The following is a 24779-nucleotide window of genomic DNA, read 5'->3' as shown; positions in this document are numbered from 1 at the left end:
CTCGCTGGGGGCGCGTCGCCGGAAACCGGGAAGCGGAGGGAAGCCGCCCGCCGGGTGCACGTCCGCGGACACCTTCGTGAAGCGGGCCACGCTCGGTCGTGCCGGGAGTCCCCGCGGACCGGCCGTGTTCGTCGTGTCGCGCACATGCGACAGCCCGGACACATGCGACAGCGCGGAACGCAGGCTCCGCCGACTGCCGCTGCCCGCGCAGATGCCGCCGGGGCGCAGCGCCCGGAACGCCTCGGCGAAGATGCGGTCCTGGTGCGGCGAGTCAAAAGGAGAGCGCGAGGAGCAGCCGGTCCCTTCCCGGCCCGAGATAGTCCTTGCGGATGCCCCCGACAGGGACGAAACCCAACGACCTGTAGAGCACGATGGCGGTCGTGTTGGAGGGCGCCACCGTCAACCTCACCTCACGTACGCCGTCGGAACGCAGGTGGCCCAGTGTCTCCAGCATCAACTGCCTGCCCAGTCCGTGTCCGCGGCGGCCGGGAGCGACGGCGAGACTGACAATCCATGTACGTGTGGGATCCGGCGTCGCGGCGACGGCGACGTAGCCGTGCAGGGTGGTGCCGTCATCGGCGACGAGCAGACGGTCGCCGCACACGTCGAGCCACTGCCGGAGTATGTCGTAGTCGTACGGGCCCTCCGGGAAGGCCTCCTCGTCGAGGCGGACGACTTCTGGCAGGTCCGACTCGGTGCCCGGTCTGATGCTCAGGGGACGGTCGCCCGGCCATCGGCGCAGCGTCGAGCCGGTGGCGGACGGGAAGTGGTCTCCGGGCAGCGGAATCATTTCGGCCCCTTGTGAGAGGAGTCAAAGAGGTGCCGTCTCGCACGGGTGAATACGAGCCGGTCGGCGCACACCCTGTGCCCGGGTTCGATCAGCACAGGTCAAGCCATCATTCCTGGCAACAACTGTCCGTTCAAGGTGGAATTAGGGCCAAAAACTGATTCGTCGGGGGCTCGACTCGAGCTCTGTGTCAAGGGTTCGCAAAGGATCCGTGTCGGAAAGGGGTACGGGCCACGAGCCACGTTGCTACATTGGGTCGATGGCCTCGAGATCGCCGGACGGCGGGCAAAAGCTGAACGATGACGCACCCTGGGACGCGTTCGACCCCGAGGTGTACATTGATCACAACTATCGGATCTTGCATCCTGATGATGCGGAGATCATCTCCATCGTCCGGGACCGCTTCAGTGATCACTTCCGTGAGAATTCCGGAAGGATGCTTTCCGGAATCGACGTGGGTGCCGGAGCGAATCTCTATCCCGCTCTCACCATGTTGCCCTGGTGCGACAGGATCACGCTGCTGGAGCGCTCGTCCGCCAACGTGCGCTATCTGAAGAGTCAGCGCCGTGGCTTCGACCAGTCGTGGGACCAGTTCTGGGAGGTGCTCTCCAAGGGGGACAAGCACGAGGTCTACAGCGCACTCGAGGCGGACCGCAAAGTGCGGTTCGAGGAGGCCGTCCGTGTCAAGCGCGGGAATCTGTTCGACCTTCACCGGAGCCAGGGGCGTTGGTCCATCGGGACCATGTTCTTCGTTGCCGAGTCGATGTCCACCTCCTATGAGGAATTCGAGCGCGGAACCGGCTGCTTCCTGAGTTCCCTGGAGCCCGGAGCGCCTTTTGCCGCCGCATTCATGGAGCATTCGGAAGGGTACAAGGTCGGCGCCGAATGGTTTCCGGCCTGTTATGTGAGTAAATCGCAGATCGCCGACGTGGTGGGTCGGTATTCGGACGATGTCGAAATTTTTCCCGTAGGAAAGCCGGGTGGACTGCTGCGTGACGGATACACGGCGATGATTTTGACCTGTGGGCGCCGGAATTCTTATTTCGACAAGCCGGTGCGTTCGAAATGGTGGAGCGTGCAAGGGGTGAATCCGTCCGGTTCCTGACGGCGAGTCCGTCCGGTTACCGACTGATTTCTCCGTGCACCTTCCAGGCCTGTGTGAGGGGCATGGGTATGCAGATCAAGCCGCGTCAGCAGCTGCTGGACATCTGGCAGGCGATCGCCCGTCACTCCTTCACGAGTGGCGCATGGGACTGGGGTGAATGGGGAGGTCGCAGCAGCGTCGCGGATGCCGAGCGGCTCCTTTGTCTCATGTACCCCGCCACCGAAATCCCGGCCTTCCGTCTCGACGACCCGAACACCGTCCAGGACGACGTCCAGAAGGCTCTCAAGAGAGCCGGGGGGCCGATGGAGCTTCCCGGAAACCTGGTGACGGCTCTCGCCGAGTTCATGGACCAGTACACCGACGACAACGAAACGCCGACCTTCGGTGGCGGCTACTACTTCGCCCCCGAGCAATCGAAGGATGAACTCACCAAGGAACAGCGCGAACTGGGAGTGGTCGACTCCTTCTCCATGTCTGTCACCCTCTGCCTCGCCACGCTCGGCTTCCTCAAGGTGTATGAGACCAAGACGCAGCGGGCCGATGTGAAGAGACGGATCCAGGAACTCAGGACCGCCACCAGTACCCGGCTCACCGCCGCCATGGTGAGCCTGCTGCGTTCCTTCGCGGTCAATGTATTCGACACCGATTCGGCACAGGGCCGGACCCTGTGCCGGCTGCTCGGCCAGGGACGGCTGTCCGAGAGGGTCGTCCTTCAGCAGTTCCAGGAACGCTTCAAGGCGTTGCGTGCCACGATCAGTGAAAGCTTCGTTCTCGGCGTCGAGGTCGAGGAGCGTCTGAGGGACGAGAGCCAGCTCTTCGAGTGCGGCTGGGCCTGGAGTCTTGTGCAGGATGCCCCGGAGGTGCAGACCACGGAACGGATCGGTGTGCAGCCCGAAGGCATCGCCCACGCCAGTCCGTATCTCTACTTCACCGTCGTCGCGCTCGACGGCATTCAGGACCTCTTCTCGGACCGCACCCTCACCCTCGGGCTGCTCAACTCCGAGCAGCAGAAGCTCGCCGAGGCACTGCGACTGCGCTGGGAGATCACCCAGCAGTTCTGGTCAGGGATCGCCCGCTTCGGCGACGACACCTGGCCGCTGGAGGACATCCCCTGGCGCACAACCGGCCAGCGGCGACTGGAGTCGGAGTACTTCTCGCTCTCCGTCGCCGCACTGCTCGTCCACGATCTGGTGCGCCGCCGCGCCACGGACGACGACCTCACGCGCACCGTCGGCGTCATGGAACGCCTCGCCGAACGCGGCCGGATCACCAGTCGCGTCACCCGGGACGACGGGGCCGTCCTGCTGCACAGCCCCGGCGTCACCCTGCCGCTGCAGGGCAGCGATGCCAAGGGCCCGCCCATGCAGTGGACGATGACGGACTTCTCGGCGCAACTGCTGAAGCGGACCATCCAACTGTGCGTGCTCTCCCGCAACATCGTCTCGCACGACCGGCTGCTGCGCCTCGCCGAGCAGACCCTGGACCATCTGTGGGCGCGCCGCATCGGGAACGGCGAAAGCGCCGGGCTGTGGGACAACGTCCATGCCGTCTACCCCGGCTCGCAGGCCACCGAGGCGCCGTTGTCCTGGAGCATCACCGAGCGCGTCACCGAGTGCATGGTCGCCGCGCGCCAGCTCTACACACAACCGCCGATCCGCAGCGCCGAACTGGCCACCCTCGCACGGGCTCTGCTCAGCGAGTCCACACATCTCCTCGGCAAGGAGCAGATGGAGCCCGCACCTCCGGCCAACAGCGAGGAAGGCGCCGGTCTGCACGGCATCGAGGCCAACCTCCGCCGAGCCAGGCAGCTGCTCGACGAACAGCCGGGCACGGCCTACGCACTGACCCTCGGTGTACTCGTTGAACTCGACGCGCTGGCTCGGGCCAGGAACGCCGCGTTCCAGGAGGTGTGACCGTGCTGGTCTTCGCCGCTTCCGACAAGGGGGGCACGGGGCGCTCGGTCACCAGCGCCAATCTCGCCTATCGCCGGGCCCTGGCAGGGGACGAAGTCTGTTATCTGGACTTCGACTTCGGCTCCCCGACCGCCGCCGCGGTCTTCGGAATCCCAAGGGTGCTGGACGGATTCGGACACCAGGGCCTGCATTCCTACCTGTGGGGAACCACCGACGAGCCCGCACGCATCGACGTCTGGGCCAGTACCGAGCGCAAGACGTTGCGCAACCGGCCCAGTGGATCCGGCCGTCTGGTGCTGCTGCCCGCAGACCGTGACGGCGGCGAGTTCGTCACCGACGACGAGAGCCTGCACCGGTGCGTCGACCTCTTCCTGCGGCTGAACGCCGAGTTCGACGTGATCGTGGTGGACCTCAGCGCCGGACGCAGCTATGCGATGGACATGGTGCTCCGGGCGACCTCGCGGCCGGAACTGCGGAGTGTCCCGGCCCGCTGGCTGATCTACCACCGCTGGACCCCGCAGCACGTGACCGCCGCCGCCGACCTCGTCTCCGGCATAGTGAAAGCCGGCGCGGACATGGGACACGAGGAGGAGGCGCTCGCGGGCGCCATCCGCTTCGTACGTGCCGCGGTGCCCGCTGTCGGTTCACCGCTGCTGTCCCAGGTGCCCTCCACAACGGCCCGCTGGATGCGCGCGTACGACGAGAAGCTCGACGTCATGGCGGCCAACCGAGGCATCGGAAAGACCCGCGTCCTTGGATCCGTACCCCTGGAACCCGTCCTGCTGATCTGTGAGCAGCTCATCACCGACGAGGACGTGAACGGCAGCCGGATCGCCAACAAGGCGACCTGGCAGGCGCTGGTGGAACTCTCCGAGCGGCTGACCGACGACGCGTACTGGGGGCAGCCGTGACGGAGGCCGTTTTCCGGGAGACGAGCGCGCAGCCGCGCACCGAGTCGGTGCCGCTCTCCCATCTCTCCCTGGAGCTGGGACATCTGCACATGGAGGACCTGCGCGAAGGCCCCGACCGGCTGCGGCGGCACTTCGAGGCGGTACGGCCCTGGATCGACGCCGCGCGCGCCGGAGTCGCTGCCCTCACCGGAGGCCGGACACTCCGCCTCAGCACCTGCTTCCTCATCGACGACTACTTCACCCGCTTCTCCACACCGGCCGAACTCGTCCCGATGCTGCTCTCGGCGGCCGGGGAAGCGGACCTGACCATCGACTACCTGGCCCGCGAGTCGGGGTGCGCCGTCACCGAGGACGTCCACCTCGCCGAATCCGTGATGCGACGCCTTGTCGAGTCGCCACCGCCCGGCAGCAACGGGTTCCGCCCGCCCGTCAGCAGGACCGGCTGGCTCACCAACGGTCAGCGCACACCTCCTCAGCGCACCTCGGCCGCGATGACCGCCACCAGCTGGAAGCCGCCCAGTGAGACAGGGGCCGTCCGCCATTCCATCCACATGGACGTGGAGTTGTGGGACGACGCGGACGACCACCGCACCTGGTCCTGCCCCTTTCTCGCCGCGGTCTGGCAACTGGCCCGCCTCGGACTGCTGCGGGACAACGGCAGGCCTGTCCCGAAGCCCGCTCCATGGAACGGCGAAGGCTTTCCGGACGACTGGGACGACCTGCCGCCGCTGCTCCGGCTCACCCCCTCGGCGGCGCCGTTCACCGCGTACTTCACCTGCACAGTGCTGCCGACCCGGTTCCTGCCTGTCGAGCACGCCGTCCGAGTGATCCTCGACCAGATCCACGTGGACTCCGCGGCACTGGGACAGATCACCGAGCGATCCGCCCGGGAGGGTATCCACGTACCCGTCCAGATCGCCGACCGTGCCTCCTACGTCTTTCCGCCAGGACTCTGACGTGGATGCCACGGGGGAGACGCCCCGGCACGTGCTGACCTGCGGAGAGGTGCGCACAGGTCTGCTGCCGACCCGTCACTGCCTGGACGGCCGCGATGCCGCCCGACTGCTCGCGCTGCGTACGGACGAACAGGTCCGCGTCTCCGAACGCCCCAATCTCCACGCCCGCTCTCCGGACGTCCTCACCGGCGTGGACTGCCGGCTGCCGACGGCCAACGACGCCAAGATCCGCGCCATCGGCACGGTGGCCGCCCGCGCGGTACTCACCGAGGGCCGGGTTCTCCAGGCCACCGCGTACTTCTCCGCGCCGGCCGCGGGTCTCGACCAACGACAGCCATGGGGGTACTACCTCGTCCGTCCGGGAGTTCTGGTGCCGCTGGGCCGGCTTCCGGAGCAGGCTGTCGCGGCCGGCTTTCTGGCACGTGACCGATCGGCGGTCCCATCGGGTGAGCTGGGGCTCGGATCCATCGCGGAGGGACTCCTCGGGCAGCTGTCACGGCACCCGTTGCTCGATCACGATGTTCCGTTCAAGTCCCGGCGCACCAGGCTGCGCTGGGCCGCACTGCCGGTCCAGGACAGTGCCGACGCCTCGATCGAGCGTTTCACCCTCGACGACGACGGGCTGCGGACCATCGAACTGCGGCTGCCGCAGAGTACGGAACCGGCGGCCGTCGCCGGGCTGTGCGAAGACCTCGCCCTGCACGACTGGCTGCTGACGACGGTCGTGCAGAAACTCGACGGCATCCGGATGGGGGCGGCGGAGGGCGCGGCAGTCATGAACGTGGTGCGCCCACTGGTCGACCATCTGCTGCACCTGTGGATGCCGAGCGCGCGAGTGGACCGGACGTTGAGCCCCTTGTGGGAGGTGCTGGAGACAGAGCCCGGATTCACCCGGCAGTGGCAGACGCTCGTCCAGCGCATCCGGGACCAGCTGACCCTGCAGGCCATCGCAGCACCGGCAGAGGCGTCGACAGCGCCCTGACGCGACAGATCCGTGCACGATTCCGACGGGGGAGAGGCAGATGGACGCAACGCCAGGAGTCCTGAAGAAGACACTGATCACCTTGGTTGTGGCCGTTCCCGTGTACGTGCTCACCAATGTCCTGGACCAGAACCAGAACGAGATATGGAAACTGACCGTTTCCCTGATCCTCGGTGGCGCGGCACTGATCATCCAGTACATGAACGACTTCGAGAACCGGCTGAAGGGGATGGAGACCGGTCAGCGCGACCGCATTCAGGAGATGAAGGAGAGCCTGGCCGACCACAACACCGAGATGAAACAGAACCTCGTCTCCCACAACCGTGAGATGGAAGACGTCGTCAACACCAGTTTCGCCCGCATCAACGAGGCGACCAGGCTCTTCAGCCAGATGGGGCGTTCGGTGCTCCGCGCGGACGGCGTGGCCGAACTGGCCCACAGCGCGACGCGGGTGGGCCTGCTGGGCACCGAGATAGTGAACAGCTTCGCGCGGGACGAGATCAGCAGGCTCGCGCTGCTCATGGAGGGCCTCACCAAGCGGAGCGCCGAATGCCGGGGAGAGAACCACGACTGGCTCCTGGGCCTCACCAACTGCACGAAGAGCACCATCGACGCCACCAGCACCATCGTCGACCGGGACTTCTGGACCAGTGAGCCGGGGCGTCGCTATCTGCTGGCGCAGCGCGACGCCATCAAGTTGCGGCAGGTGAGGGTCAGACGGCTGTTCATCGTCAATGAACCCGAGCACGTGGAAGACGAACTGACGGGACTGTGCGAGAACCAGAACGCCTTGGGCATCGAGGCGCGGGTGGTGGTGCTGTCTCAGGTGCCCGAGCACGCACGCCTCGGTCCGACGAGCGACTTCGTCATCTTCGACGGAGCGCTCTGCTACGAGGTGGAGCAGGACCTGAGACAGGTCAACGTCAAGACGACGCTGGACGCGAGGGAGGACCACGTCGATCCGTGCGCCAAGTGGTTCGACGAACTCTGGGAGGCCAGCCGGTAGGCGCGCCGAAACGGCACTTCGGAGCGGTGGGCCAGTACGGCCTTGATCTTCCGGTCCAGCCAGGGGCGCACATCGACCGTCGCGCCGACCCACTCGTCCGGGACGCTGAACATCGGCCTGCCCTCCCGGAGCGGCAGTGCGCCCAGGGTCCGACCGGCCGCCGCACGGTCTCGTCGAGCGGCGCGTCGCGGAACCGGACGGCTCCCGGTGCCGACTCCGGCACCCGCGCGTCGGCGTAGCCGAGCATGCGCGGTGTGCCCGCGCCGAGGACGCGCAGCGCGTCGGGCGGCTCCTCGGCACGGTGGGTGCCTTCCGCCCAGGTCGCCGTGACGACCGCGGTCCGGGCTCCCGAAGCCGCGTGCCGGGCGAGTACGCCGCCCGCCGACAGGGATTCGTCGTCGGGATGCGCGAACACCGCGAGGAGGCTCGGAAGGGTCATCTTGTGCCACATCCGCTCGAAGAAGCCGTCGCTCCGCAGAAGCGTGCCGATCCGCTGGGCCGCATCCGACTGCGGTTTCCGGATGACCTGTTCCGACCGGCCGACAGGGCCCCGGAGACGAAAAGTCGCGCACCCGACTCCACTTGGGTGAAACCCGCGTACTTCTGCGTCGTTTCCGTTCTTGACCGAAGAATTCCCAGGCAGCCTGCCGCGAGCCATTGGCCACAGGCCAACCCCCTTACGCTGCGCCGCATTTGTGGCGGACAGAATCCTGTCGCCTCCAGATGCGGAGCGTCACGACGAAGATTCGAAGCGTGAAACGAAAAGGGACAGGTGAGCAGAGTGGAAGAAGAACCGCCACCGGCAAACGAAGACGCCGCCCGGCTCGCGGCGGCCCGGCGATGAAGCCGCCGCAGCCGCCGGAACCGCCGATCGGTTCCTACGCCGTCGACACGCGCACGGGGAGGCTGGGCACGGTCATGGGGAGCGAGGGACCCTACGTACAGCTGAGACCGCTCGGCGGCGGCAGGGAATGGGACTGTGTGCCGGAGGCCGTCCGGCAGGCCACCACGGCGGAGCGGCTCAGCGCGGCGACCGCGTACGTCAACGCGCGCAGCCGCGGCGAGGTGCCTTGAAGAGGGCCCCGGACGCAAAGCGACCCATCGGGGTCGGGCCGCGGGCGCCGTAGGCGAGAATGGGCCGCATGAGTCTGTTCCGCGACGACGGCATCGTGCTGCGCACCCAGAAGCTGGGTGAGGCGGACCGGATCATCACGCTGCTCACGCGCGGTCACGGCCGCGTACGGGCGGTGGCGCGCGGCGTCCGGCGGACCAAGTCCAAGTTCGGGGCACGCCTCGAACCCTTCTCCCATGTGGACGTGCAGTTCTTCGCGCGGGGCAGTGAGCTGATCGGCCGCGGCCTGCCCCTGTGCACACAGAGCGAGACGATCGCTCCGTACGGTGGTGGAATCGTCACCGACTACCCGCGCTACACCGCGGGCACCGCCATGCTGGAGACCGCCGAGCGGTTCACAGACCACGAGGGGGAGCCGGCGGTGCAGCAGTATCTGCTGCTCGTCGGAGGGCTGCGCACCCTCGCCCGCGGCGAGCACGAGCCGCACCTCGTCCTCGACGCCTTCCTGCTGCGCTCCCTCGCCGTCAACGGCTACGCGCCCAGTTTCAGCGCCTGTGCCAAATGCGGCATGCCGGGACCGAACCGGTTCTTCTCGGTCGCCTCGGGAGGTTCCGTCTGCGTCGACTGCCGGGTGCCCGGCAGCGTCGTACCCTCGCCTCAGGCCCTCGAACTCCTCGGCGCGCTGCTCACGGGAGACTGGGAGACCGCGGACGCGTGCGAGCCGCGGCACGTCCGGGAGGGCAGCGGGCTGGTGTCGGCCTATCTGCACTGGCATCTGGAGCGCGGACTGCGTTCCCTGCGCTACGTGGAGAAGTAGGCGCCACCTGGGCACACGAGCTCAGGAGAAGCCCGCACGAGGCACCGGCGCGGCAAGAGCACACAAGAACAGCAAGCAGAGCGAGACGAGCGCCCAGCGCACGCAAGCACGTAAGAGGGAGACGAGAAGCACATGGTCGTACGCGGGATCCTGGGACGCCAGCGACGCGAGTACAGGACGCCGGAACCGCACCCCTCCGGTGCCCGCGCGCCCAAGCTCCCCGGCGAGCTCATCCCGAACCATGTCGCGATCGTCATGGACGGGAACGGCCGCTGGGCCAAGGACCGCGGGCTGCCCCGCACCGAGGGGCACAAGGTCGGTGCCGAGCGCGTCCTCGACGTGCTCCAGGGCGCGGTCGAGATCGGCGTCGGCAGCATCTCCCTGTACGCCTTCTCCACGGAGAACTGGAAGCGCTCGCCCGACGAGGTGCGCTTCCTGATGAACTTCAACCGCGACTTCATCCGCAAGACCCGCGACACCCTCGACGGGCTCGGCATCCGGGTGCGCTGGGTGGGCCGGATGCCCAAGCTGTGGAAGTCGGTCGCCAAGGAGCTCCAGATCGCCCAGGAGCAGACCAAGGACAATGACGCGCTCACGCTGTATTTCTGCATGAACTACGGCGGCCGTGCCGAGATCGCCGACGCGGCGCAGGCGTTGGCCGAGGACGTGAAGGCCGGTCGCCTCGACCCGTCCAAGGTCAACGAGAAGACCCTCCAGAAGTACCTGTACTACCCGGACATGCCGGACGTGGACCTGTTCCTGCGCCCGAGCGGCGAGCAGCGCACCTCCAACTACCTGATCTGGCAGAGCGCCTACGCCGAGATGGTCTTCCAGGACGTGCTGTGGCCCGACTTCGACCGGCGCGACCTGTGGCGGGCCTGCGTCGAGTACGCCCAGCGCGACCGCCGCTTCGGCGGCGCCGTCCCGAACGAGAAACTGCTCGCGATGGAGCAGGACATGCGGGGCGACGGGTCGTAACACCCGCCGCCCGCAGCGTTGTTCGAATTCGACGTTACGATCACGGCTCATCACCACTGAACTGGGGAGGGGCCGTGGTCGAGGACCAAGGCGCTGCGCAGCAGCAGGAGTTGCCGGTACGGCCGCAGGGGCATGAGCAGCCTCAGGAGTACCGGGCCGATGCCGTCGAGCTGGAGTACCGGCCGACCGTCGCGGACCTCGTGTCGGCGCTGAAAGCGCGCAGAGGTGTCAGCAAGGCGGCCCGAAGACAGTACTGGGCGCTGGGTTGCCTGGCCCTCGTGGCCGCTGTGCAGGGCGAGCGGGCGATGACCGGCCAGGAAGTGTCCCTGTATGTCGTGATCTGGCTTGTCGTTTTCGTGCCGGTCGTTCTGCTGTCGCCCTGGCTCCTGGCCCGCCAGTTCCACCGTCTCGCGGTGCGCCAGGGCACGTTCCGGGTGACCGTCACGGATGCCGGGGTGACGGTGACCACGGACAACTCCACGACGGCGCTCAACTGGGTCGCACAGCCCCGCTACCGGGAGACGAAGGACGTCTTCCTCATGATCAGCCCCGACAAGAACGCCGTCGGCTTCACCATGCTGCCCAAGCGCGCCGCGCGCACCCCCGAGGACATCGACCGGTTGCGGGCGATTCTCGACCGCAACCTGACGCGCGTCTGATCCTCTCCGGGGTTCAGCCCTTCGCCGCCGCGCACTCCGCGCACGTACCGAAGATCTCCACCGTGTGTGCCACGTTCACATAGCCGTGCTCCGCGGCGATGGACTCAGCCCACTTCTCCACCGCCGGGCCCTCCACTTCCACGGCCTTGCCGCAGACACGGCAGACGAGGTGGTGGTGGTGCTCGCCGCTGGAGCAGCGCCGGTAGACGGACTCGCCCTCCGACGTGCGCAGGACGTCGACCTCGCCGGCGTCGGCCAGGGACTGGAGCGTGCGGTAGACCGTGGTGAGCCCGACCGAGTCGCCCTTGTGCTTGAGCATGTCGTGGAGCTCCTGCGCGCTGCGGAACTCGGCCACCTCGTCGAGCGCGGCCGCCACGGCGGCACGCTGCCGGGTGGAACGGCCCCGGACGGGCGATCCAGCGGTTGTCACCGTTGCCTCCTCACGTCTGCCCTTGCCCGGCCATTGTGCCAGTCCGGGCTGTGCCCGGTCAGACGCCGACCGTGCTCTCCGGGCCACGCGTGGCCGGAATCGCGCATTCCGTGGGGTCCTGGGCGGTCTGTGCCGCGGCCGCCGCACGGGCCCGCCGCCGGGCCAGCGGCGATGCCAGTGCCGTCAGTGCGATGAACGCGCCGATCGTCAGCAGCACGATGGTCGAGCCGGGCGGCACGTCCTGGTAGAACGAGGTCACCGTGCCGCCGATCGTCACGCTCACGCCGATCGCCACCGCGACGGCGAAGGTCGCCGCGAAGCTCCGGGTGAGCTGCTGGGCCGCCGCCACCGGCACGACCATGAGCGCGCTCACCAGCAGCAGGCCGACCACCCGCATCGCGACGGTCACCGTGACCGCCGCCGTGACCGCGGTGAGCAGGTTCAGGGCCCGCACCGGCAGACCGGTCACCCGCGCGAACTCCTCGTCCTGGCTGACCGCGAACAACTGCCGGCGCAGTCCGAGGGTGACGAGCACCACGAAGGCGGCCAGCACGCAGATCGCGGTCACGTCGGACTCGCTCACCGTCGAGAGCGAGCCGAAGAGATACGAGGTCAGGTTGGCGTTCGAGCCGCCCGGCGCGAGGTTGATGAACATCACGCCGCCCGCCATGCCCCCGTAGAAGAGCATGGCCAGGGCGATGTCCCCGCGCGTCTTGCCGTACCAGCGGATCAGTTCCATGAGCACGGCGCCCAGCACGGAGACGGCCGTCGCCATCCACACCGGTGACGTGTTGAGCAGGAAGCCGAGGCCGACGCCCGTCATGGCCACATGGCCGATCCCGTCGCCCATCAGGGCCTGACGGCGCTGGACGAGGTAGATGCCGACGGCGGGCGCGATGACGCCCACCAGGACGGCGGCGAGCAGCGCCCGCTGCATGAAGGCGTAGTCGAGGATGTCCATCAGCTCAGCAGTCCCGTCCGGAGGGGTTCGGCGTCATGAGCCGCGTGCGGGTGTACGTGGTCGTGGCCGGGCAGAGCGTGCTGGCCGACCGCCTGGGGCGGCGGGCCGTCGTGCAGCACGCAGCCGTCCCGCAGGACGACCGCGCGGTCGATCAGCGGCTCCAGGGGGCCCAGCTCGTGCAGCACGAGCAGCACGGACGTGCCCTGGGCGACCTGGTCGCGCAGGGTCGCGGCCAGTACCTCCTGGCTGGCGAGGTCCACGCCCGCCATCGGCTCGTCCATGATCAGCAGTTCGGGCTCGCAGGCCAGCGCGCGGGCGATCAGGACACGCTGGTGCTGTCCGCCCGACAGGGCGTTGACGGAGTCCTTGGCGCGGTCCGCCATCCCGACGAGCTCCAGGGCCCGCCGGACGGCCGCGTGATCGGCCTTGCGCAGCATGCCGAAGCGGGCACGGGACAGCCGCCCCGAGGCGACGATCTCGGTCACCGTCGCCGGCACACCGCCCGCCGCCGTGGTCCGCTGAGGGACGTACCCCACCCGGTGCCAGTCGCGAAAGCGGCGGCGCGGAACGCCGAAGATCTCGATCTCGCCCGCGCTGACGGCGACCTGGCCGATGACACTGCGCACGGCGGTCGATTTGCCGGAGCCGTTGGCGCCGAGCAGCGCGACGACCTCCCCGCGGCGCACCGTGAGATCGATGCCGCGCAGGACCGGGCGCGAACCCAGCTCCGCCCGCACACCGCGCAGGGACACGACGGACTCGCTCACGACGTCCTCCATGGTGGTCACTTGGTGCCGAGCGCTGTCTGCAGCGCCTTCAGGTTCGACCGCATGACCTGCATGTAGTCGCTGCCCCTGGACTTGCCGGTGATGCCTTCGAGGGGGTCGAGGACATCCGTCCGGAGCCCCACGTCACGGGCGATCGTGCCCGCGGTTCTGTCGCTGACGAGCGTCTCGTAGAACACCGTCGTGACGCCGTCGGCCTTCGCCATGTTCTCCAGGCCCTTCACCCGGTTCGCGCTGGGCTCCGACTCCGGGTCCAGGCCGTTGACGGCCTCCTCGGTGAGCCCGTAGCGCTCGGCGAGGTAGCCGAACGCGGCGTGGGTGGTGATGAAGGTCTTGGTCTTCGTGTCCGCGAGACCGTTTCGGAAGTCGGTGTCCAGTGCGGTGAACTTCTTCCGCAGCGCCGCCATGTTCTTCGCGTAGTCCGCGGCGTGCTTCGGGTCGGCCTTCCCCAGCGCGGCCGAGATGCCCTCGGCGACCTGGCCGAACCGCACCGGGTCGAGCCAGACGTGCGGGTCGGTGGCGCCGGCTTCCTCGCCCTCGCTGTGGTCGTGGGCGGCGGCGTGTCCGCCGACCTCGTTGCCGTGCTTCTCCAGCTTCGTCAGCGAGGCGGCGTCGATCCTGGTCTTCACCCCGGACTGGGCCACCGCGTCGTCGACGGCAGGCTGGAGGTTCTTGAGGTAGAGGACGACGTCGGCGTCCTGGAGCCGCGCGGTCTCGCGGGCGCTGATCTCCAGGTCGTGCGGTTCCTGGCCGGGACGGGTCAGGTTCGTGATGTTCACATGGGTCCCGCCGATCTGCTCGGCGAGGTACTGAAGCGGGTAGAACGACGCGACCACGTCGAGTTTTCCGTTGCCCTCGGCGTCGGCCGAGGCGGAACCCGAGCAGGCCGTGAGGGCACCGAGGCCGAGGGCGATGGCCACCATGACCGCGAACCCCGATATGAGGCGTCGTCGTACGTTCATGACACTCATTTTCAACAAATCTGGAAACGATTGTCAACAAGCCCTCGTCCGGGCGCTCGCCCATCCCTCGGCAACGGGTATCAAGCGGATCCAATCGGCAGGAAGCGGCCTAGTGCGGGAACCGATTTGATGCGGGGGTGGGCGACGCCGGTAACCTGAAGCATTCGCTGCCGTCCGTTCGTAATGAAGAGAGCACCGTGGCCGCCGACAAGATCGACACCATCGTCAGCCTGAGCAAGCGCCGTGGCTTCGTTTTCCCCAGTAGTGAGATCTACGGTGGACAGCGTGCCGCCTGGGACTACGGCCCGCTCGGCGTCGAGCTCAAGGAGAACATCAAGCGCCAGTGGTGGCGTTACATGGTCACCTCCCGCGAGGACGTCGTCGGTATCGACTCGTCGGTGATCCTGGCCACCGAGACCTGGGTCGCCTCGGGCCACGTCGCCACCTTCTCCGACCCGCTCACCGAGTGCACCTCCTGTCACAAGCGCTACCGCGCCGACCACCTGGAGGAGGCCTACGAGGCGAAGCACCACCGTCTCCCGGAGAACGGCCTCGCCGACCTCAACTGCCCCAACTGCGGCAACAAGGGCACCTTCACCGAGCCCAAGCAGTTCTCGGGTCTGCTCTCCACCCACCTCGGCCCCACCCAGGACACCGGTTCCGTCGCCTACCTGCGCCCCGAGACCGCCCAGGGCATCTTCACCAACTTCGCCCAGGTGCAGACCACCTCGCGCCGCAAGCCGCCGTTCGGCATCGGCCAGATGGGCAAGTCCTTCCGCAACGAGATCACGCCCGGCAACTTCATCTTCCGCACCCGCGAGTTCGAGCAGATGGAGATGGAGTTCTTCGTCAAGCCGGGCGAGGACGAGCAGTGGCAGGAGTACTGGATGGAGCAGCGCTGGAACTGGTACACCGGTCTCGGCATGCGCGAGGAGAACATGCGGTGGTTCGAGCACCCGAAGGAGAAGCTCTCCCACTACTCCAAGCGCACCGCCGACATCGAGTACCGCTTCCAGTTCGGCGGCAACGAGTGGGGTGAGCTGGAGGGTGTGGCCAACCGCACCGACTACGACCTCGGCGCGCACTCCAAGGCCTCCGGCCAGGACCTCTCCTACTTCGACCAGGAAGCCGGAGAGCGCTGGACCCCGTACGTCATCGAGCCCGCCGCCGGTGTCGGCCGCGCCATGCTCGCCTTCCTGCTCGACGCCTACGTCGAGGACGAGGCGCCGAACGCCAAGGGCAAGATGGAGAAGCGCACCGTGCTGCGCCTCGACCCGCGCCTCGCGCCCGTCAAGGTCGCCGTGCTGCCCCTGTCGCGCAACCCGGAGCTCTCGCCCAAGGCGAAGGGTCTGGCCACCGCGCTGCGCCAGAACTGGAACATCGACTTCGACGACGCCGGCGCCATCGGCCGCCGCTACCGTCGCCAGGACGAGATCGGCACCCCGTTCTGTGTCACCGTCGACTTCGACACCCTCGACGACAACGCCGTCACGGTGCGCGAGCGCGACTCCATGAAGCAGGAGCGTGTCTCGCTCGACCAGATCGAGGGCTACCTGGCCGCACGCCTCGTCGGCTGCTGACCCGAGCGCTCACGAAGCCCCCGGTTCCCGAGCAGGGAACCGGGGGCTTCGCGTTGTCCCGGACCATGGGGTGTCCGGGCGTCGGTGCGACCGGCGGCATCGGCGCGCCGCCGGTCGGTCCTTTCGGCCTCAGCGGCTCTGCAGCGCCTTCACGTTGTCGCCGAAGGTCCAGTTCTTCGAGCCGTCCCAGTTGACCGACCAGGTCATCAGGCCCTTGAGGCCGGTGCCGTAGTGGCGCCAGGCCTGGGAGACCAGACTCGGCGACATGTAGCCGCCACCGGCGCCGGACTGCGCGGGCAGCCCCGGCACCTGCTTGTCGTAGGGGACCTTGATCGTGGTCCCCTGCACTACGAGCCCCTTGTTGAGGCAGTCGGTCTGGGCGGTGAAACCCTGGACCGTGCCCGCGGAGTACGCGTCACCCGAACAGCCGTACATGCTGCCGTTGTAGTACTGCATGTTCAGCCACCACAGACGCCCGTTGTCCGCGTACTTCTTGACGATCGGCAGATACGCGCCCCAGATCGAGCCGTACGCGACGCTGCCGCCGGTGACGTACGCCGTCTCCGGTGCCATCGTCAGCCCGAAGCCGGCCGGCATCCGCGACAGCACTCCGTCGATGATCCGGATCAGGTTGGCCTGCGAGGCGGAGAGCTGACCGATGGTCCCGCTGCCGACGAGCCCGGTCTCGATGTCGATGTCGATCCCGTCGAAGTTGTACTGCTTCAGGATGGGCACGATCGTCGCGACGAAACGGTCGGCGACCGCGGACGAACTCAGGTCGATCCCGGCTGCCGCTCCGCCGATGGACAGCAGGATCGTCTGCCCCGACGCCTTGGCCGCGCACATCTCGGCGGGCGTCGCGACCTTCACGCCCGCGTCCATCCCGTCCGCCCACAGCGCGGTGCCGTCCGAGCGGATGACGGGGAACGCCGCGTTGATCACGTTGTAACCGTGCGCGGCGATACGGGAGTCGGTGATCGGCGTCCACCCGAAGGGCGGGTGCACACCGTTGGACGAGCCGTCCCAGTTCTCCCAGTAGCCCTGGAGAACCTTTCCGGCGGGGCGGGACTTCACGGCGCAGGTGTCCGCGGCCGATGCGCTGGGGGCGCCCGCGATCGACAGAGGGGTGAGGACGGCCGCGGCCAGCGCGACGGCGAGCAGACGCAGTTTCCGGCGAATCATGCGAGGCCTCCCGGTGGGGGTGCGGTGAGGTGTCGTAGGCATGACAGTCGCGCGGTCCAGACCTTTCGTCAATAGGTCTGGACCAAAGTGGTGGGTGACGGCCCCGGGCGGGCTGAGCGCGGTTCCCGGTCACCGAGGCGGGCGGCCTTCCGCCGCCTGGAGCGTCGCGCGGTGGCAGCCCGCTGCGTCAGCCGGCCCGACGCGCTCGGGTGCTGATCCGCGCCCCGCCGAATGGGACGGCCTCCGGCTGATCCGATCGGAACCGGACGGGCCCTAGGCCTCCTTGGGGTCGACCGTCGCCTGGTGCTCCTCGGCCAGGTGTTCCTCCGCCTTCAACCACGGGAGGAATTGGGCGCTTTTGCGCCAGCCGCACGTGTCGCATTTGATGGTGCGCTGTACGCCCGCCCGTTGTACGCGGACGGTGTGTTCGCGGCCGTGCTGGTCCCAGCGGCTTACCTTGCTCGTGTTGATCTGCAGCATGACACCTCCTGGTTTTACCGCTTCGTCTGCGCAGCAAGGAGTGTGCAGCATGGTGAAGATCAATGGGGGTTCTTCGGTGGTGAGTTCGGTGAGGGCAAGATCACGCTCAGGAGGGGGCCAGGTGTCCTTCGGCTGCCTCGACGGCGGCCGTGGTGACGTTGACCTGGTGTTCTATCTGCCGGTCCACCGGAACCCAGGTCGCCGTGAAACTCGCCGAGTAGGCGGCGCACCAGCGCGCGACGAGGGCTTCCAGTTCGGCGCGTTGAGGCACGGTCCCCGGGGTCGGCGCGTACTCCTCCAGGAGGCGCAGCAGCATGGCGGCGGCCCGCAGCGGGGTTCGCCGGGCGAAGCCCTCGATGCTGGCGGTGCGGGCGCGGGTGAGGCCGGGCAGCGGGGTGAACGACGGGTGCGCGGGGTCCCAGCTGTCGGCCAACGGGCCGCAGACGCGCAGTGTTTCGGCCACCGCCCGGCGCATGCTGAAGCCGGGGTCCGGGCCGGGTGCCGGGAGGTGGGGGCGGGCCCGTTCGTAGTGGCCGCGGACGGTGTGCGCGTAGACCCGCAGGCGTTCCGCCCAGTGCTGCAGACGTTGTTCCGGAGCGGGGTGGGGGGCCAGGTCGGCGAACCCGGCGGCGGCCCAGACCGGTACTTCCACCACCGCGGTGACGCCGCCGTAGGCGTGCGGGGCGAGCCAGGTGGAGCGGTGGGCGTTCTCCGGGAAGGCGGTGGGGCGTTCGGGTGCTCCGGGCGGCGGCAGGACGAAGACACCGGGGGCGCTCGTGGGCCAGTGCAGGGCGTCCAGCGGGGCCCTCTCGACCGGGATGCCGAGCCGTTCGGCGGAGGCGGCGAGGGTCCGGTCGAGGCCGGGGACGTCCCGGGTGAGCTGGGCGAAGGTGCCGCCGATGTCCGTGCCGTGCAGGGAGATCTGGATGTACGGCCGCAGCCGGCGGATGACGTCGAGCAGGGCGCGGCTCTCCGGCAGGAACCGTGGCCTCGGGAGAGCGGGTGCCCATTCGGGCTGTTCGTCGGCGGTGGGGCGGAAGAAGGCCCGGTAGTGGCCGAAGAGGGTGTCGGCGCGGTGTCCGCCTTCGTTGAGGCGGGCTCCGTCCGGGTCCAGGCACAGCACCAGATGCCATACGGTGCCGGGCCGTTCGCCGCCCAGTGCCCGGTGGGCCAGCGCCAGAAGGGTGCCCCCGCCGACGTACTCGTTGGGGTGTGCGCCCGCGACCACGAGAGCGTGCCGTGCCCCTTTTCCGACGCTCAGCATCCGCAGCGGGACGCCGTGCCGGGAGTGGCCGATCGTGCTCAGCCGGCACAGGCCGGGATGCCGGGCGGCCAGGGCTTCGGCGGTGCGGGTGACGTCGGCGGGTGTGGGATAGCTCAGAGTCCGGAACCGCTGTCGTCCCAGGTCTCTCTCTGGTCCAGCGCGCGGATCTTGATCTCGGTCACGGAGTCTCCTCGGATCGCGGATCGCGGGTCGGCCGAACGGAACGCGCGGGGCCGACGCCGGGTGCGTTCCGTTCGACTTCAGTGCGACTCAGTACGACATGACGCATCACTGGTGTCAACAGCCCCTGGGAAGAGGGGAGTTGTACTCATGGCCAGTGCATATGCCGGTGGCCGCACGGGAGTTGGATGCCGGTCGGCATGCTCGGCATGTCCCGGTGCGGTCGGTGAAGGTCGGCGCGGTCGGTTCTCGGCCGCGAGCCGGGCCCTCAGCTGATCGTGCGCGGCAGCCGCAGGCTCAGTGCGGTGGTCAGGGCCACTCCCGCCAGTTGGACCAGGAGGGTCGTCACCAGGGCGTCCCGCATGCCGTGCGCCGGGACGAGGGACAGGAACAGGGTGCCGAGGGTGGCCACCCCGACGGCGAGTGCCGCCTGCTGGGTGGTGGCCATCACGCCGCTGCCGACGCCGGCCCGTACGGCCGGCACCTCGGAGAGGACGATCCGGATGAGGACGGGGAGCTGGAGCGCCTGGCCCGCGCCGGCGACGGCCGCGCCCGGCAGCAGTTCCACCACCCCGAGGTCCGGCCAGGAACGCCAGGCGGCCAGCGCGATGAGGGCCACGCCCACCGCCTGGATCAGTCCGCCCGCGGTGACGACCCGGGTGCCGTGGCGGGAGATCAGCCGGGGTCCGCACAGGGACGTGATGAAGAAGACGACCGCCATGGGTGCGAGCGACAGCCCCGCGGGGACGGGGCCGAGACCCGCGCCGCGTTGCAGAGCCACCGCGATCACGAACATGAAGCCGCTGAATCCGATCGAGAACGGCACGATCATGATCAGGCCCCGGCGCAGCGAGGTCAGCTCGAACAGGCTCGGTGGGACCAGGGGGGTGCGGCCGCGGCGGTCCGCACGGCGTTCGACTAGGTAGAAGGCGCCGGCCGCGAGCGGGAACAGGGCGAGGGACACCCAGGTCCACAGCGGCCAGCCCGCCGCCCGGCCCTCGGTGAGCGGGGCGAGCAGCGCCAGCAGGGCGACCGCGAGCAGGACCGTGCCGGGGGCGTCGATCGGCTCCGGGCGCTGCGAGCGGGTCTCGGGGACGGCGCGGGCGGCCAGGATCAGGCCGAGCACGACGACGGGCACGTTCACGAGGAACACCGAGCGCCAGCCGGTGCCCGCGATGTCGGCGGCGACCAGGATGCCGCCGAGGATCTGCCCGGCCACCATGGACAGGCCGGCCGTGGCGCCGTACAGACTCATCGCCTTGGCGCGCCGGGGCCCGGAGGTCGCCGACTGGATGGTGGCGAGGACCTGCGGCAGCATCGCCGCGGAGGCCGCGCCCTGGGCGACGCGCGCCGCCACCAGGGTCCACGCCGTGGGCGCGAGACCGCAGGCGAGCGAGGTCAGGCCGAAGGCCGCCATGCCTCCGAGGAAGAGCCGACGACGGCCGAACAGGTCGCCGAGGCGTCCGCCGAGGACGAGCAGGACGGCGTACGCGACCCCGTAGCCGGCGACGACGAGTTCGAGGACGGCCTCACTCGCGTTCAGGTCATGCCCGATGGTCGGAAGGGCTACGTTGACGATGAAGAAGTCGATCAGGGGCAGCGCCGCGCCCAGCAGCACGGTGAAGAGTCCGAGGCCGCCGAGAGCGGGTGGCGCGGTGGGGGCACGGACGGTGGTCGTGAGAGTTCCGGTTTCGGTCACGTCCTCCAGACTTCTCCCGTACTCAGACGGGTACCAGAGTCTTCTTATCCTGGTACAAGCACTACCTGGCAACAGGCTGCGGTGAGCGGCAGGCTGGAGGCATGACGACCATGGCGCGGGAAACGACCACGGGCCAGGACCCGGTGGGACTGACCACCGGCCAGGGTCCGGCGCGACCGGCGGCCGGCCAGGATCCGGTGCCATCGGCGGCCGGCCCGCGCCGGCGGCGATCGGCGACCGTCCCGGACCCGGCGCGGCCGACCATCGGCCGGGACTCGGTGCGACCGGCCACGGGCCCGGACCAGCCGCGACAGACCACCGGCGCGGACCAGCCGCGACCGGCGACCGTCCCGGGCCGGGCGGGACCGGCCACCGGCCCGGACCCTGTGCGGTCGGCCATGGACGGGAAGGGCGGCGCCGCCGACGCGTCCCGCGGCAGCGAGATCCGGCGGCACGAGCTGGCCACCTTCCTGCGCAGCCGCCGCGAACGCATCACGCCCGAGCAGGTACAGCTGCCCCGCGGCCGCCGCAGGCGCACCCCGGGCCTGCGCCGCGAGGAGGTCGCCCAGCTCTCCGCGGTGGGGGTCACTTGGTACACCTGGCTGGAACAGGCGCGCGATATCCAGGTCTCCGAGCAAGTTCTCGACGCCCTGGCCCGCACCCTGCTGCTGGACACCAGCGAGCGTGCCCACCTCTTCCAGCTGGCCGGAGCCGTCGACCCCTCGCCCGCCGCCCGGTGCGAGGTCATCACCCCGGCGCTGCGCCTGATCCTGACCCAACTGGAGCCCGTCCCGGCCTGCATCCAGAACAGCCGGTACGACATCCTGGCGTACAACCGCACTTACGCGCGTCTGATGATGAGCGACCTCGACACGATCCCGCCCGCCGACCGCAACTGCATGATCCTCGCCTACACCAACGCGGAGTGGCGCGAGTCGATCGTCTTCCTCGACGAGACCATGCGCCTGATGGCCGCGCGGCTGCGCGTCTCGATGGCCGGGCACCTCGGGGAACCGGCCTGGAAGATGCTGCTGAAGCGGCTGCGGACCGAGTCGGCCGAGTTCCGCGAGATCTGGGACCGGTACGAGGTGGTCGGCACCCGCGGCAAGACCAAGCAGTTCGTGAACCCGTACGTCGGTCTGGTCACCGTCGGTCACACCGACCTGTGGCTCGCACCGGACCTGGGTGCCCGCATGGTGACGTACGCGCCCGCCGACGAGGAGAGCCGCGCACGGCTGGAGAGACTGCACGCGATCGCGCTGGAGGCCGAGGCGGAAGCGGAGGCCGAAACGGCGTCCCGGGCGGAGGCGGAAGCGGCGGGGGCGGCCTGACCCGGGGGTGGGCCCGGCTCGTCCCGGGTCAGGCCCGTACGCCCGCCGCTTCCCGGATCTCCGGGGACTCCAGCAGACGGGCCGCGCGCTCGGCCGACGCGCGGGCCCGGCGTCCGCTGGTGAGCGCGCCGAGGACGAGGACGGCGACACCGCAGGCGGTGATGATCCACCAGCCGGGGCGGGAGGCCGCGACGAAGGTGTCCCGGTAGGCGGAGGCCCGGATGCCGGAGGCGAGGGCCGCGCCGATGACGGCGACTCCGAGGGTGCCGCCGATCTGCCGGCTGGTCGAGGCGACGGCGGCGGCGACGCCCGCCTGGGCACGGGGCATCCCGGAGACGGCGGTGTTGGTGATGGGGGCGTTCACGAACCCGAAGCCGATGCCGAAGAAGACATAGCCGATGACGAGCGTGACGTTCGACGTCTCCGCCTCGAACGCGGCGAACAGCACACCGCTCACGGTCATCGCGACACCGGCGATCAGCAGCGACGGCCGGGGGCCGCGGCTGCCGACCAGGCGTCCGGATATGGGCGCGCAGACGAAGCACAGGGCCGCCATGGGCAGCATCCACAGGCCCGCGTGCAGGGCGTTCAGGCCCCGCACGTTCTGCAGGTACAGCGTCGACAGGAACAGGAAGCCGCTGAGCGCGGCGAACGCGCTCACCGCGATGACGGTGGCCCCGCTGAACGGCACCGAGCGGAAGAAGCGCAGGTCGATGAGGGGTTCGTCGCGCCGGGGCTCGTACCGCAGCAGGCCGAGGAGCGCGGCGAGTGCGATCACGGAGAAGGCCAGGGTGTGGACGAGGCCGGAGGAGGGGGCCTCGATGATCGCGTACGTCAGGGAGCCGAGCAGGGCGATGACCAGGAGCTGGCCGACCGGGTCGGGGCGGCGGGCCCTGGGGGCGCGGGACTCCGGGACGAAGCGCAGGGTCAGCAGGAGCGCGGCGAGACCGACGGGGAGGTTGATCCAGAAGATCGACCGCCAGCCCACCGTGTCGACGAGCAGTCCGCCCACCAGCGGTCCGGCGGCCATGGAGATGCCGACCACGGCGCCCCAGACGCCGATCGCGCGGGCCCGTTCGCGCGGGTCCGTGAAGGTGTTGGTGATGATCGACATCGCCACCGGGTTCAGCATCGAGCCGCCGACGGCCTGGACCATCCGGAACACGATGAGCGTGTCGAGGTTCGGGGCGAGGGAACAGAGCACCGAGCCGATGGTGAACAGGACCAGGCCCGCCGTGAAGACCTTGCGCCGGCCGATGCGGTCGGCGGTGGAGCCCGCGAGCATCAGCAGCGAGGCCAGCACCAGGGTGTACGCGTCGATGGTCCACTGCATGCCCGCGACGCTCGCGTGCAGTTCCTGCTGCATCGAGGGCAGGGCGACGTTCAGAACCGTGACGTCGAGGCTCACGATCAGCAGACTCATGCAGCAGATCGCGAGCACCAGCATCCGGTGACGGTGGCTGAGCTCAGGCATTCCCTCAGGGTACGCCGCTGTCGATAGTGCGTCTAACTAATGACTGCTACACGGTCTTCCGTGCGAGCACTCGGCGCCGTGCGCCACAATGGGGGAATGCCCACGCCCACGTCCACCGTGAACTCCGTGCTGAACTCCACGCTCTCGATCGGCCCCCACCAGGTGCAGCCGCCCGTCGTCCTGGCGCCCATGGCCGGGATCACGAACGCGCCGTTCCGCACGCTGTGCCGCGAGTTCAGCGGCGGCAAGGGTTTGTTCGTCAGCGAGATGATCACCACGCGGGCGCTGGTCGAGCGCAACGAGAAGACCATGCAGCTGGTCCACTTCGACGCGACCGAGAAGCCGCGCTCGATCCAGCTGTACGGCGTCGACCCCGCCACCGTCGGCAAGGCCGTCCGCATGATCGCGGAAGAGGACCTCGCCGACCACATCGACCTCAACTTCGGCTGCCCGGTCCCCAAGGTCACCCGCAAGGGCGGCGGCTCCGCCCTCCCGTACAAGCGGCACCTGCTGCGCGCGATCCTGCGCGAGGCGGTCAGTGGCGCCGGGGACCTGCCCGTCACCATGAAGATGCGCAAGGGCATCGACGACGACCACATCACCTTCCTCGATGCCGGACGGATCGCGGTCGAGGAGGGCGTGACGGCCATCGCGCTGCACGGCCGTACCGCGGCCCAGCACTACGGCGGCACCGCGGACTGGGACGCCATCGCCCGGCTCAAGGAGCACGTGCCGGAGATCCCCGTCCTCGGCAACGGTGACATCTGGTCGGCGGACGACGCGCTGCGGATGGTGCGCGAGACCGGGTGCGACGGGGTCGTCGTCGGGCGCGGCTGCCTCGGCCGGCCGTGGCTGTTCGGAGACCTGGTGGCCGCCTTCGAGGGCCGCGAGGAGTACGCCCGCCCGACGCTCCGCGAGGTCGCCGCGGTCATGGTCCGGCACGCCACGCTCCTCGGCGAGTGGATCGGCGACGAGGCGCGGGGCGTCATCGACTTCCGCAAGCACGTCGCCTGGTACCTCAAGGGCTTCGCGGTCGGCTCGGAGATGCGGGGGCGTCTCGCCATCACCTCGTCGCTCGCCGAACTCTCCGACGGGCTGGCCGAGTTGGACCTCGACCAGCCGTGGCCGTCGGGCGCCGACGGACCCCGCGGCCGTACCTCCGGCAACAACAGGGTCGTCCTGCCGGACGGCTGGCTGAAGGACCCCTACGACCGCGCGGGCGTGTCCGAGGACGCCGAACTGGACACCTCCGGCGGTTGATCCGC

Annotated in this window: 23 protein-coding genes and 1 pseudogene; 13 read left to right on the top strand and 11 right to left on the bottom strand. The window is 69.1% G+C overall.

Annotated elements, in window-relative coordinates; all coding sequences use genetic code 11:
* Positions 1-271: 271 nt before the first annotated feature.
* Positions 272-790 carry a GNAT family N-acetyltransferase gene (locus N4G66_RS04555; RefSeq protein WP_261702619.1) on the bottom strand — a complete coding sequence of 173 codons (519 nt, stop codon included), beginning with the start codon at positions 788-790 and terminating at the stop codon, positions 272-274.
* A gap of 256 nt (positions 791-1046) precedes the next feature.
* Here N4G66_RS04555 and N4G66_RS04550 point away from each other — a divergent pair, with 256 nt between their 5' ends.
* The 6 genes from N4G66_RS04550 to N4G66_RS04525 all read left to right on the top strand — a co-directional run bounded on the left by N4G66_RS04550 (position 1047) and on the right by N4G66_RS04525 (position 7660).
* Complete coding sequence (locus N4G66_RS04550; RefSeq protein WP_261702618.1) at positions 1047-1892, top strand: SCO2525 family SAM-dependent methyltransferase; 846 nt, start codon at positions 1047-1049, stop codon at positions 1890-1892.
* 68 nt (positions 1893-1960) lie between these two features.
* Entirely contained in the window at positions 1961-3805 is a 1845-nt protein-coding gene (locus N4G66_RS04545; protein ID WP_261702617.1) for an SCO2524 family protein, read from the top strand.
* Between the two features lie 2 nt (positions 3806-3807).
* Positions 3808-4716, top strand: a complete 909-nt coding sequence (locus N4G66_RS04540) for an SCO2523 family variant P-loop protein (protein ID WP_261702705.1) — start codon at positions 3808-3810, stop codon at positions 4714-4716.
* Positions 4713-5672: an SCO2522 family protein gene (locus N4G66_RS04535; RefSeq protein ID WP_261702616.1), complete on the top strand. Its 960-nt coding sequence runs from the start codon at positions 4713-4715 to the stop codon at positions 5670-5672. The genes N4G66_RS04540 and N4G66_RS04535 overlap by 4 nt, the downstream gene beginning before the upstream one ends.
* Position 5673: 1 nt before the next feature.
* Positions 5674-6654, top strand: coding sequence for an SCO2521 family protein (locus N4G66_RS04530; RefSeq protein WP_261702615.1), 981 nt, complete (start codon positions 5674-5676; stop codon positions 6652-6654).
* Between the two features lie 40 nt (positions 6655-6694).
* Entirely contained in the window at positions 6695-7660 is a 966-nt protein-coding gene (locus N4G66_RS04525) for a DUF6879 family protein (RefSeq protein ID WP_261702614.1), read from the top strand.
* A 14-nt stretch (positions 7661-7674) separates the two neighbouring features.
* Here N4G66_RS04525 and N4G66_RS04520 read toward each other — a convergent pair.
* Positions 7675-8099 (bottom strand): annotated as a pseudogene (locus N4G66_RS04520) (PIG-L deacetylase family protein); the annotation flags it as partial.
* Between the two features lie 401 nt (positions 8100-8500).
* On the opposite strand from N4G66_RS04520, the gene N4G66_RS04515 reads away from it, so the two are divergent.
* From N4G66_RS04515 to N4G66_RS04500, 4 genes are all read left to right on the top strand, one after another.
* Positions 8501-8734: a hypothetical protein gene (locus N4G66_RS04515; protein ID WP_261702613.1), complete on the top strand. Its 234-nt coding sequence runs from the start codon at positions 8501-8503 to the stop codon at positions 8732-8734.
* 68 nt (positions 8735-8802) lie between these two features.
* On the top strand, positions 8803-9549 hold the full coding sequence (gene recO / locus N4G66_RS04510) for a DNA repair protein RecO (protein ID WP_261702612.1): 747 nt from the start codon (positions 8803-8805) through the stop codon (positions 9547-9549).
* 132 nt (positions 9550-9681) lie between these two features.
* Positions 9682-10527, top strand: coding sequence for an isoprenyl transferase (locus tag N4G66_RS04505; protein WP_261702611.1), 846 nt, complete (start codon positions 9682-9684; stop codon positions 10525-10527).
* A 74-nt stretch (positions 10528-10601) separates the two neighbouring features.
* Positions 10602-11186, top strand: a complete 585-nt coding sequence (locus N4G66_RS04500; protein ID WP_261702610.1) for a YcxB family protein — start codon at positions 10602-10604, stop codon at positions 11184-11186.
* A gap of 13 nt (positions 11187-11199) precedes the next feature.
* Here N4G66_RS04500 and N4G66_RS04495 read toward each other — a convergent pair whose 3' ends face one another.
* From N4G66_RS04495 to N4G66_RS04480, 4 genes are read right to left on the bottom strand one after another with little or no spacing between them, the layout of a single operon-like run.
* Positions 11200-11616, bottom strand: coding sequence for a Fur family transcriptional regulator (locus N4G66_RS04495; protein WP_261702609.1), 417 nt, complete (start codon positions 11614-11616; stop codon positions 11200-11202).
* 58 nt (positions 11617-11674) lie between these two features.
* Positions 11675-12577, bottom strand: coding sequence for a metal ABC transporter permease (locus N4G66_RS04490; RefSeq protein WP_261702608.1), 903 nt, complete (start codon positions 12575-12577; stop codon positions 11675-11677).
* On the bottom strand, positions 12577-13356 hold the full coding sequence (locus N4G66_RS04485) for a metal ABC transporter ATP-binding protein (protein WP_261702607.1): 780 nt from the start codon (positions 13354-13356) through the stop codon (positions 12577-12579). Before N4G66_RS04485 ends, N4G66_RS04490 begins: the two co-directional genes overlap by 1 nt.
* A 5-nt stretch (positions 13357-13361) precedes the next feature.
* Entirely contained in the window at positions 13362-14324 is a 963-nt protein-coding gene (locus N4G66_RS04480) for a metal ABC transporter substrate-binding protein (RefSeq protein WP_261702606.1), read from the bottom strand.
* Between the two features lie 197 nt (positions 14325-14521).
* On the opposite strand from N4G66_RS04480, the gene N4G66_RS04475 reads away from it, so the two are divergent.
* A complete protein-coding gene (locus tag N4G66_RS04475) occupies positions 14522-15904 on the top strand; it encodes a glycine--tRNA ligase (protein WP_261702605.1) in 1383 nt (460 codons plus the stop codon).
* Between the two features lie 129 nt (positions 15905-16033).
* Here the strand turns inward: N4G66_RS04475 and N4G66_RS04470 are convergent, their stop codons facing one another.
* The 4 genes from N4G66_RS04470 to N4G66_RS04455 all read right to left on the bottom strand — a co-directional run bounded on the left by N4G66_RS04470 (position 16034) and on the right by N4G66_RS04455 (position 20709).
* A complete protein-coding gene (locus tag N4G66_RS04470) occupies positions 16034-17086 on the bottom strand; it encodes a chitinase (protein WP_261702604.1) in 1053 nt (350 codons plus the stop codon).
* Positions 17087-17359: 273 nt separating this feature from the next.
* A complete protein-coding gene (locus N4G66_RS04465) occupies positions 17360-17566 on the bottom strand; it encodes a hypothetical protein (RefSeq protein ID WP_261702603.1) in 207 nt (68 codons plus the stop codon).
* 106 nt (positions 17567-17672) lie between these two features.
* Entirely contained in the window at positions 17673-18902 is a 1230-nt protein-coding gene (locus N4G66_RS04460; RefSeq protein ID WP_391858756.1) for a M14 family zinc carboxypeptidase, read from the bottom strand.
* A gap of 376 nt (positions 18903-19278) precedes the next feature.
* Positions 19279-20709 carry an MFS transporter gene (locus tag N4G66_RS04455; protein ID WP_261702602.1) on the bottom strand — a complete coding sequence of 477 codons (1431 nt, stop codon included), beginning with the start codon at positions 20707-20709 and terminating at the stop codon, positions 19279-19281.
* 398 nt (positions 20710-21107) lie between these two features.
* Here N4G66_RS04455 and N4G66_RS04450 point away from each other — a divergent pair, with 398 nt between their 5' ends.
* Complete coding sequence (locus N4G66_RS04450) at positions 21108-22040, top strand: helix-turn-helix transcriptional regulator (RefSeq protein WP_261702703.1); 933 nt, start codon at positions 21108-21110, stop codon at positions 22038-22040.
* Positions 22041-22068: 28 nt separating this feature from the next.
* On the opposite strand, the gene N4G66_RS04445 is transcribed toward N4G66_RS04450, so the two are convergent.
* A complete protein-coding gene (locus N4G66_RS04445) occupies positions 22069-23514 on the bottom strand; it encodes an MFS transporter (RefSeq protein WP_261702601.1) in 1446 nt (481 codons plus the stop codon).
* 96 nt (positions 23515-23610) lie between these two features.
* On the opposite strand from N4G66_RS04445, the gene dusB reads away from it, so the two are divergent.
* On the top strand, positions 23611-24774 hold the full coding sequence (gene dusB, locus N4G66_RS04440) for a tRNA dihydrouridine synthase DusB (RefSeq protein ID WP_261702600.1): 1164 nt from the start codon (positions 23611-23613) through the stop codon (positions 24772-24774).
* Positions 24775-24779 lie beyond the last annotated feature (5 nt).

It is taken from the genome of Streptomyces rhizosphaerihabitans (genome assembly GCF_025399795.1).
GTDB classification, from domain to species: Bacteria; Actinomycetota; Actinomycetes; order Streptomycetales; family Streptomycetaceae; genus Streptomyces; species Streptomyces rhizosphaerihabitans.
The sequence above is the reverse complement of the archived record's forward strand: the minus strand, read 5'-3'. Positions and strand labels throughout refer to the sequence as shown.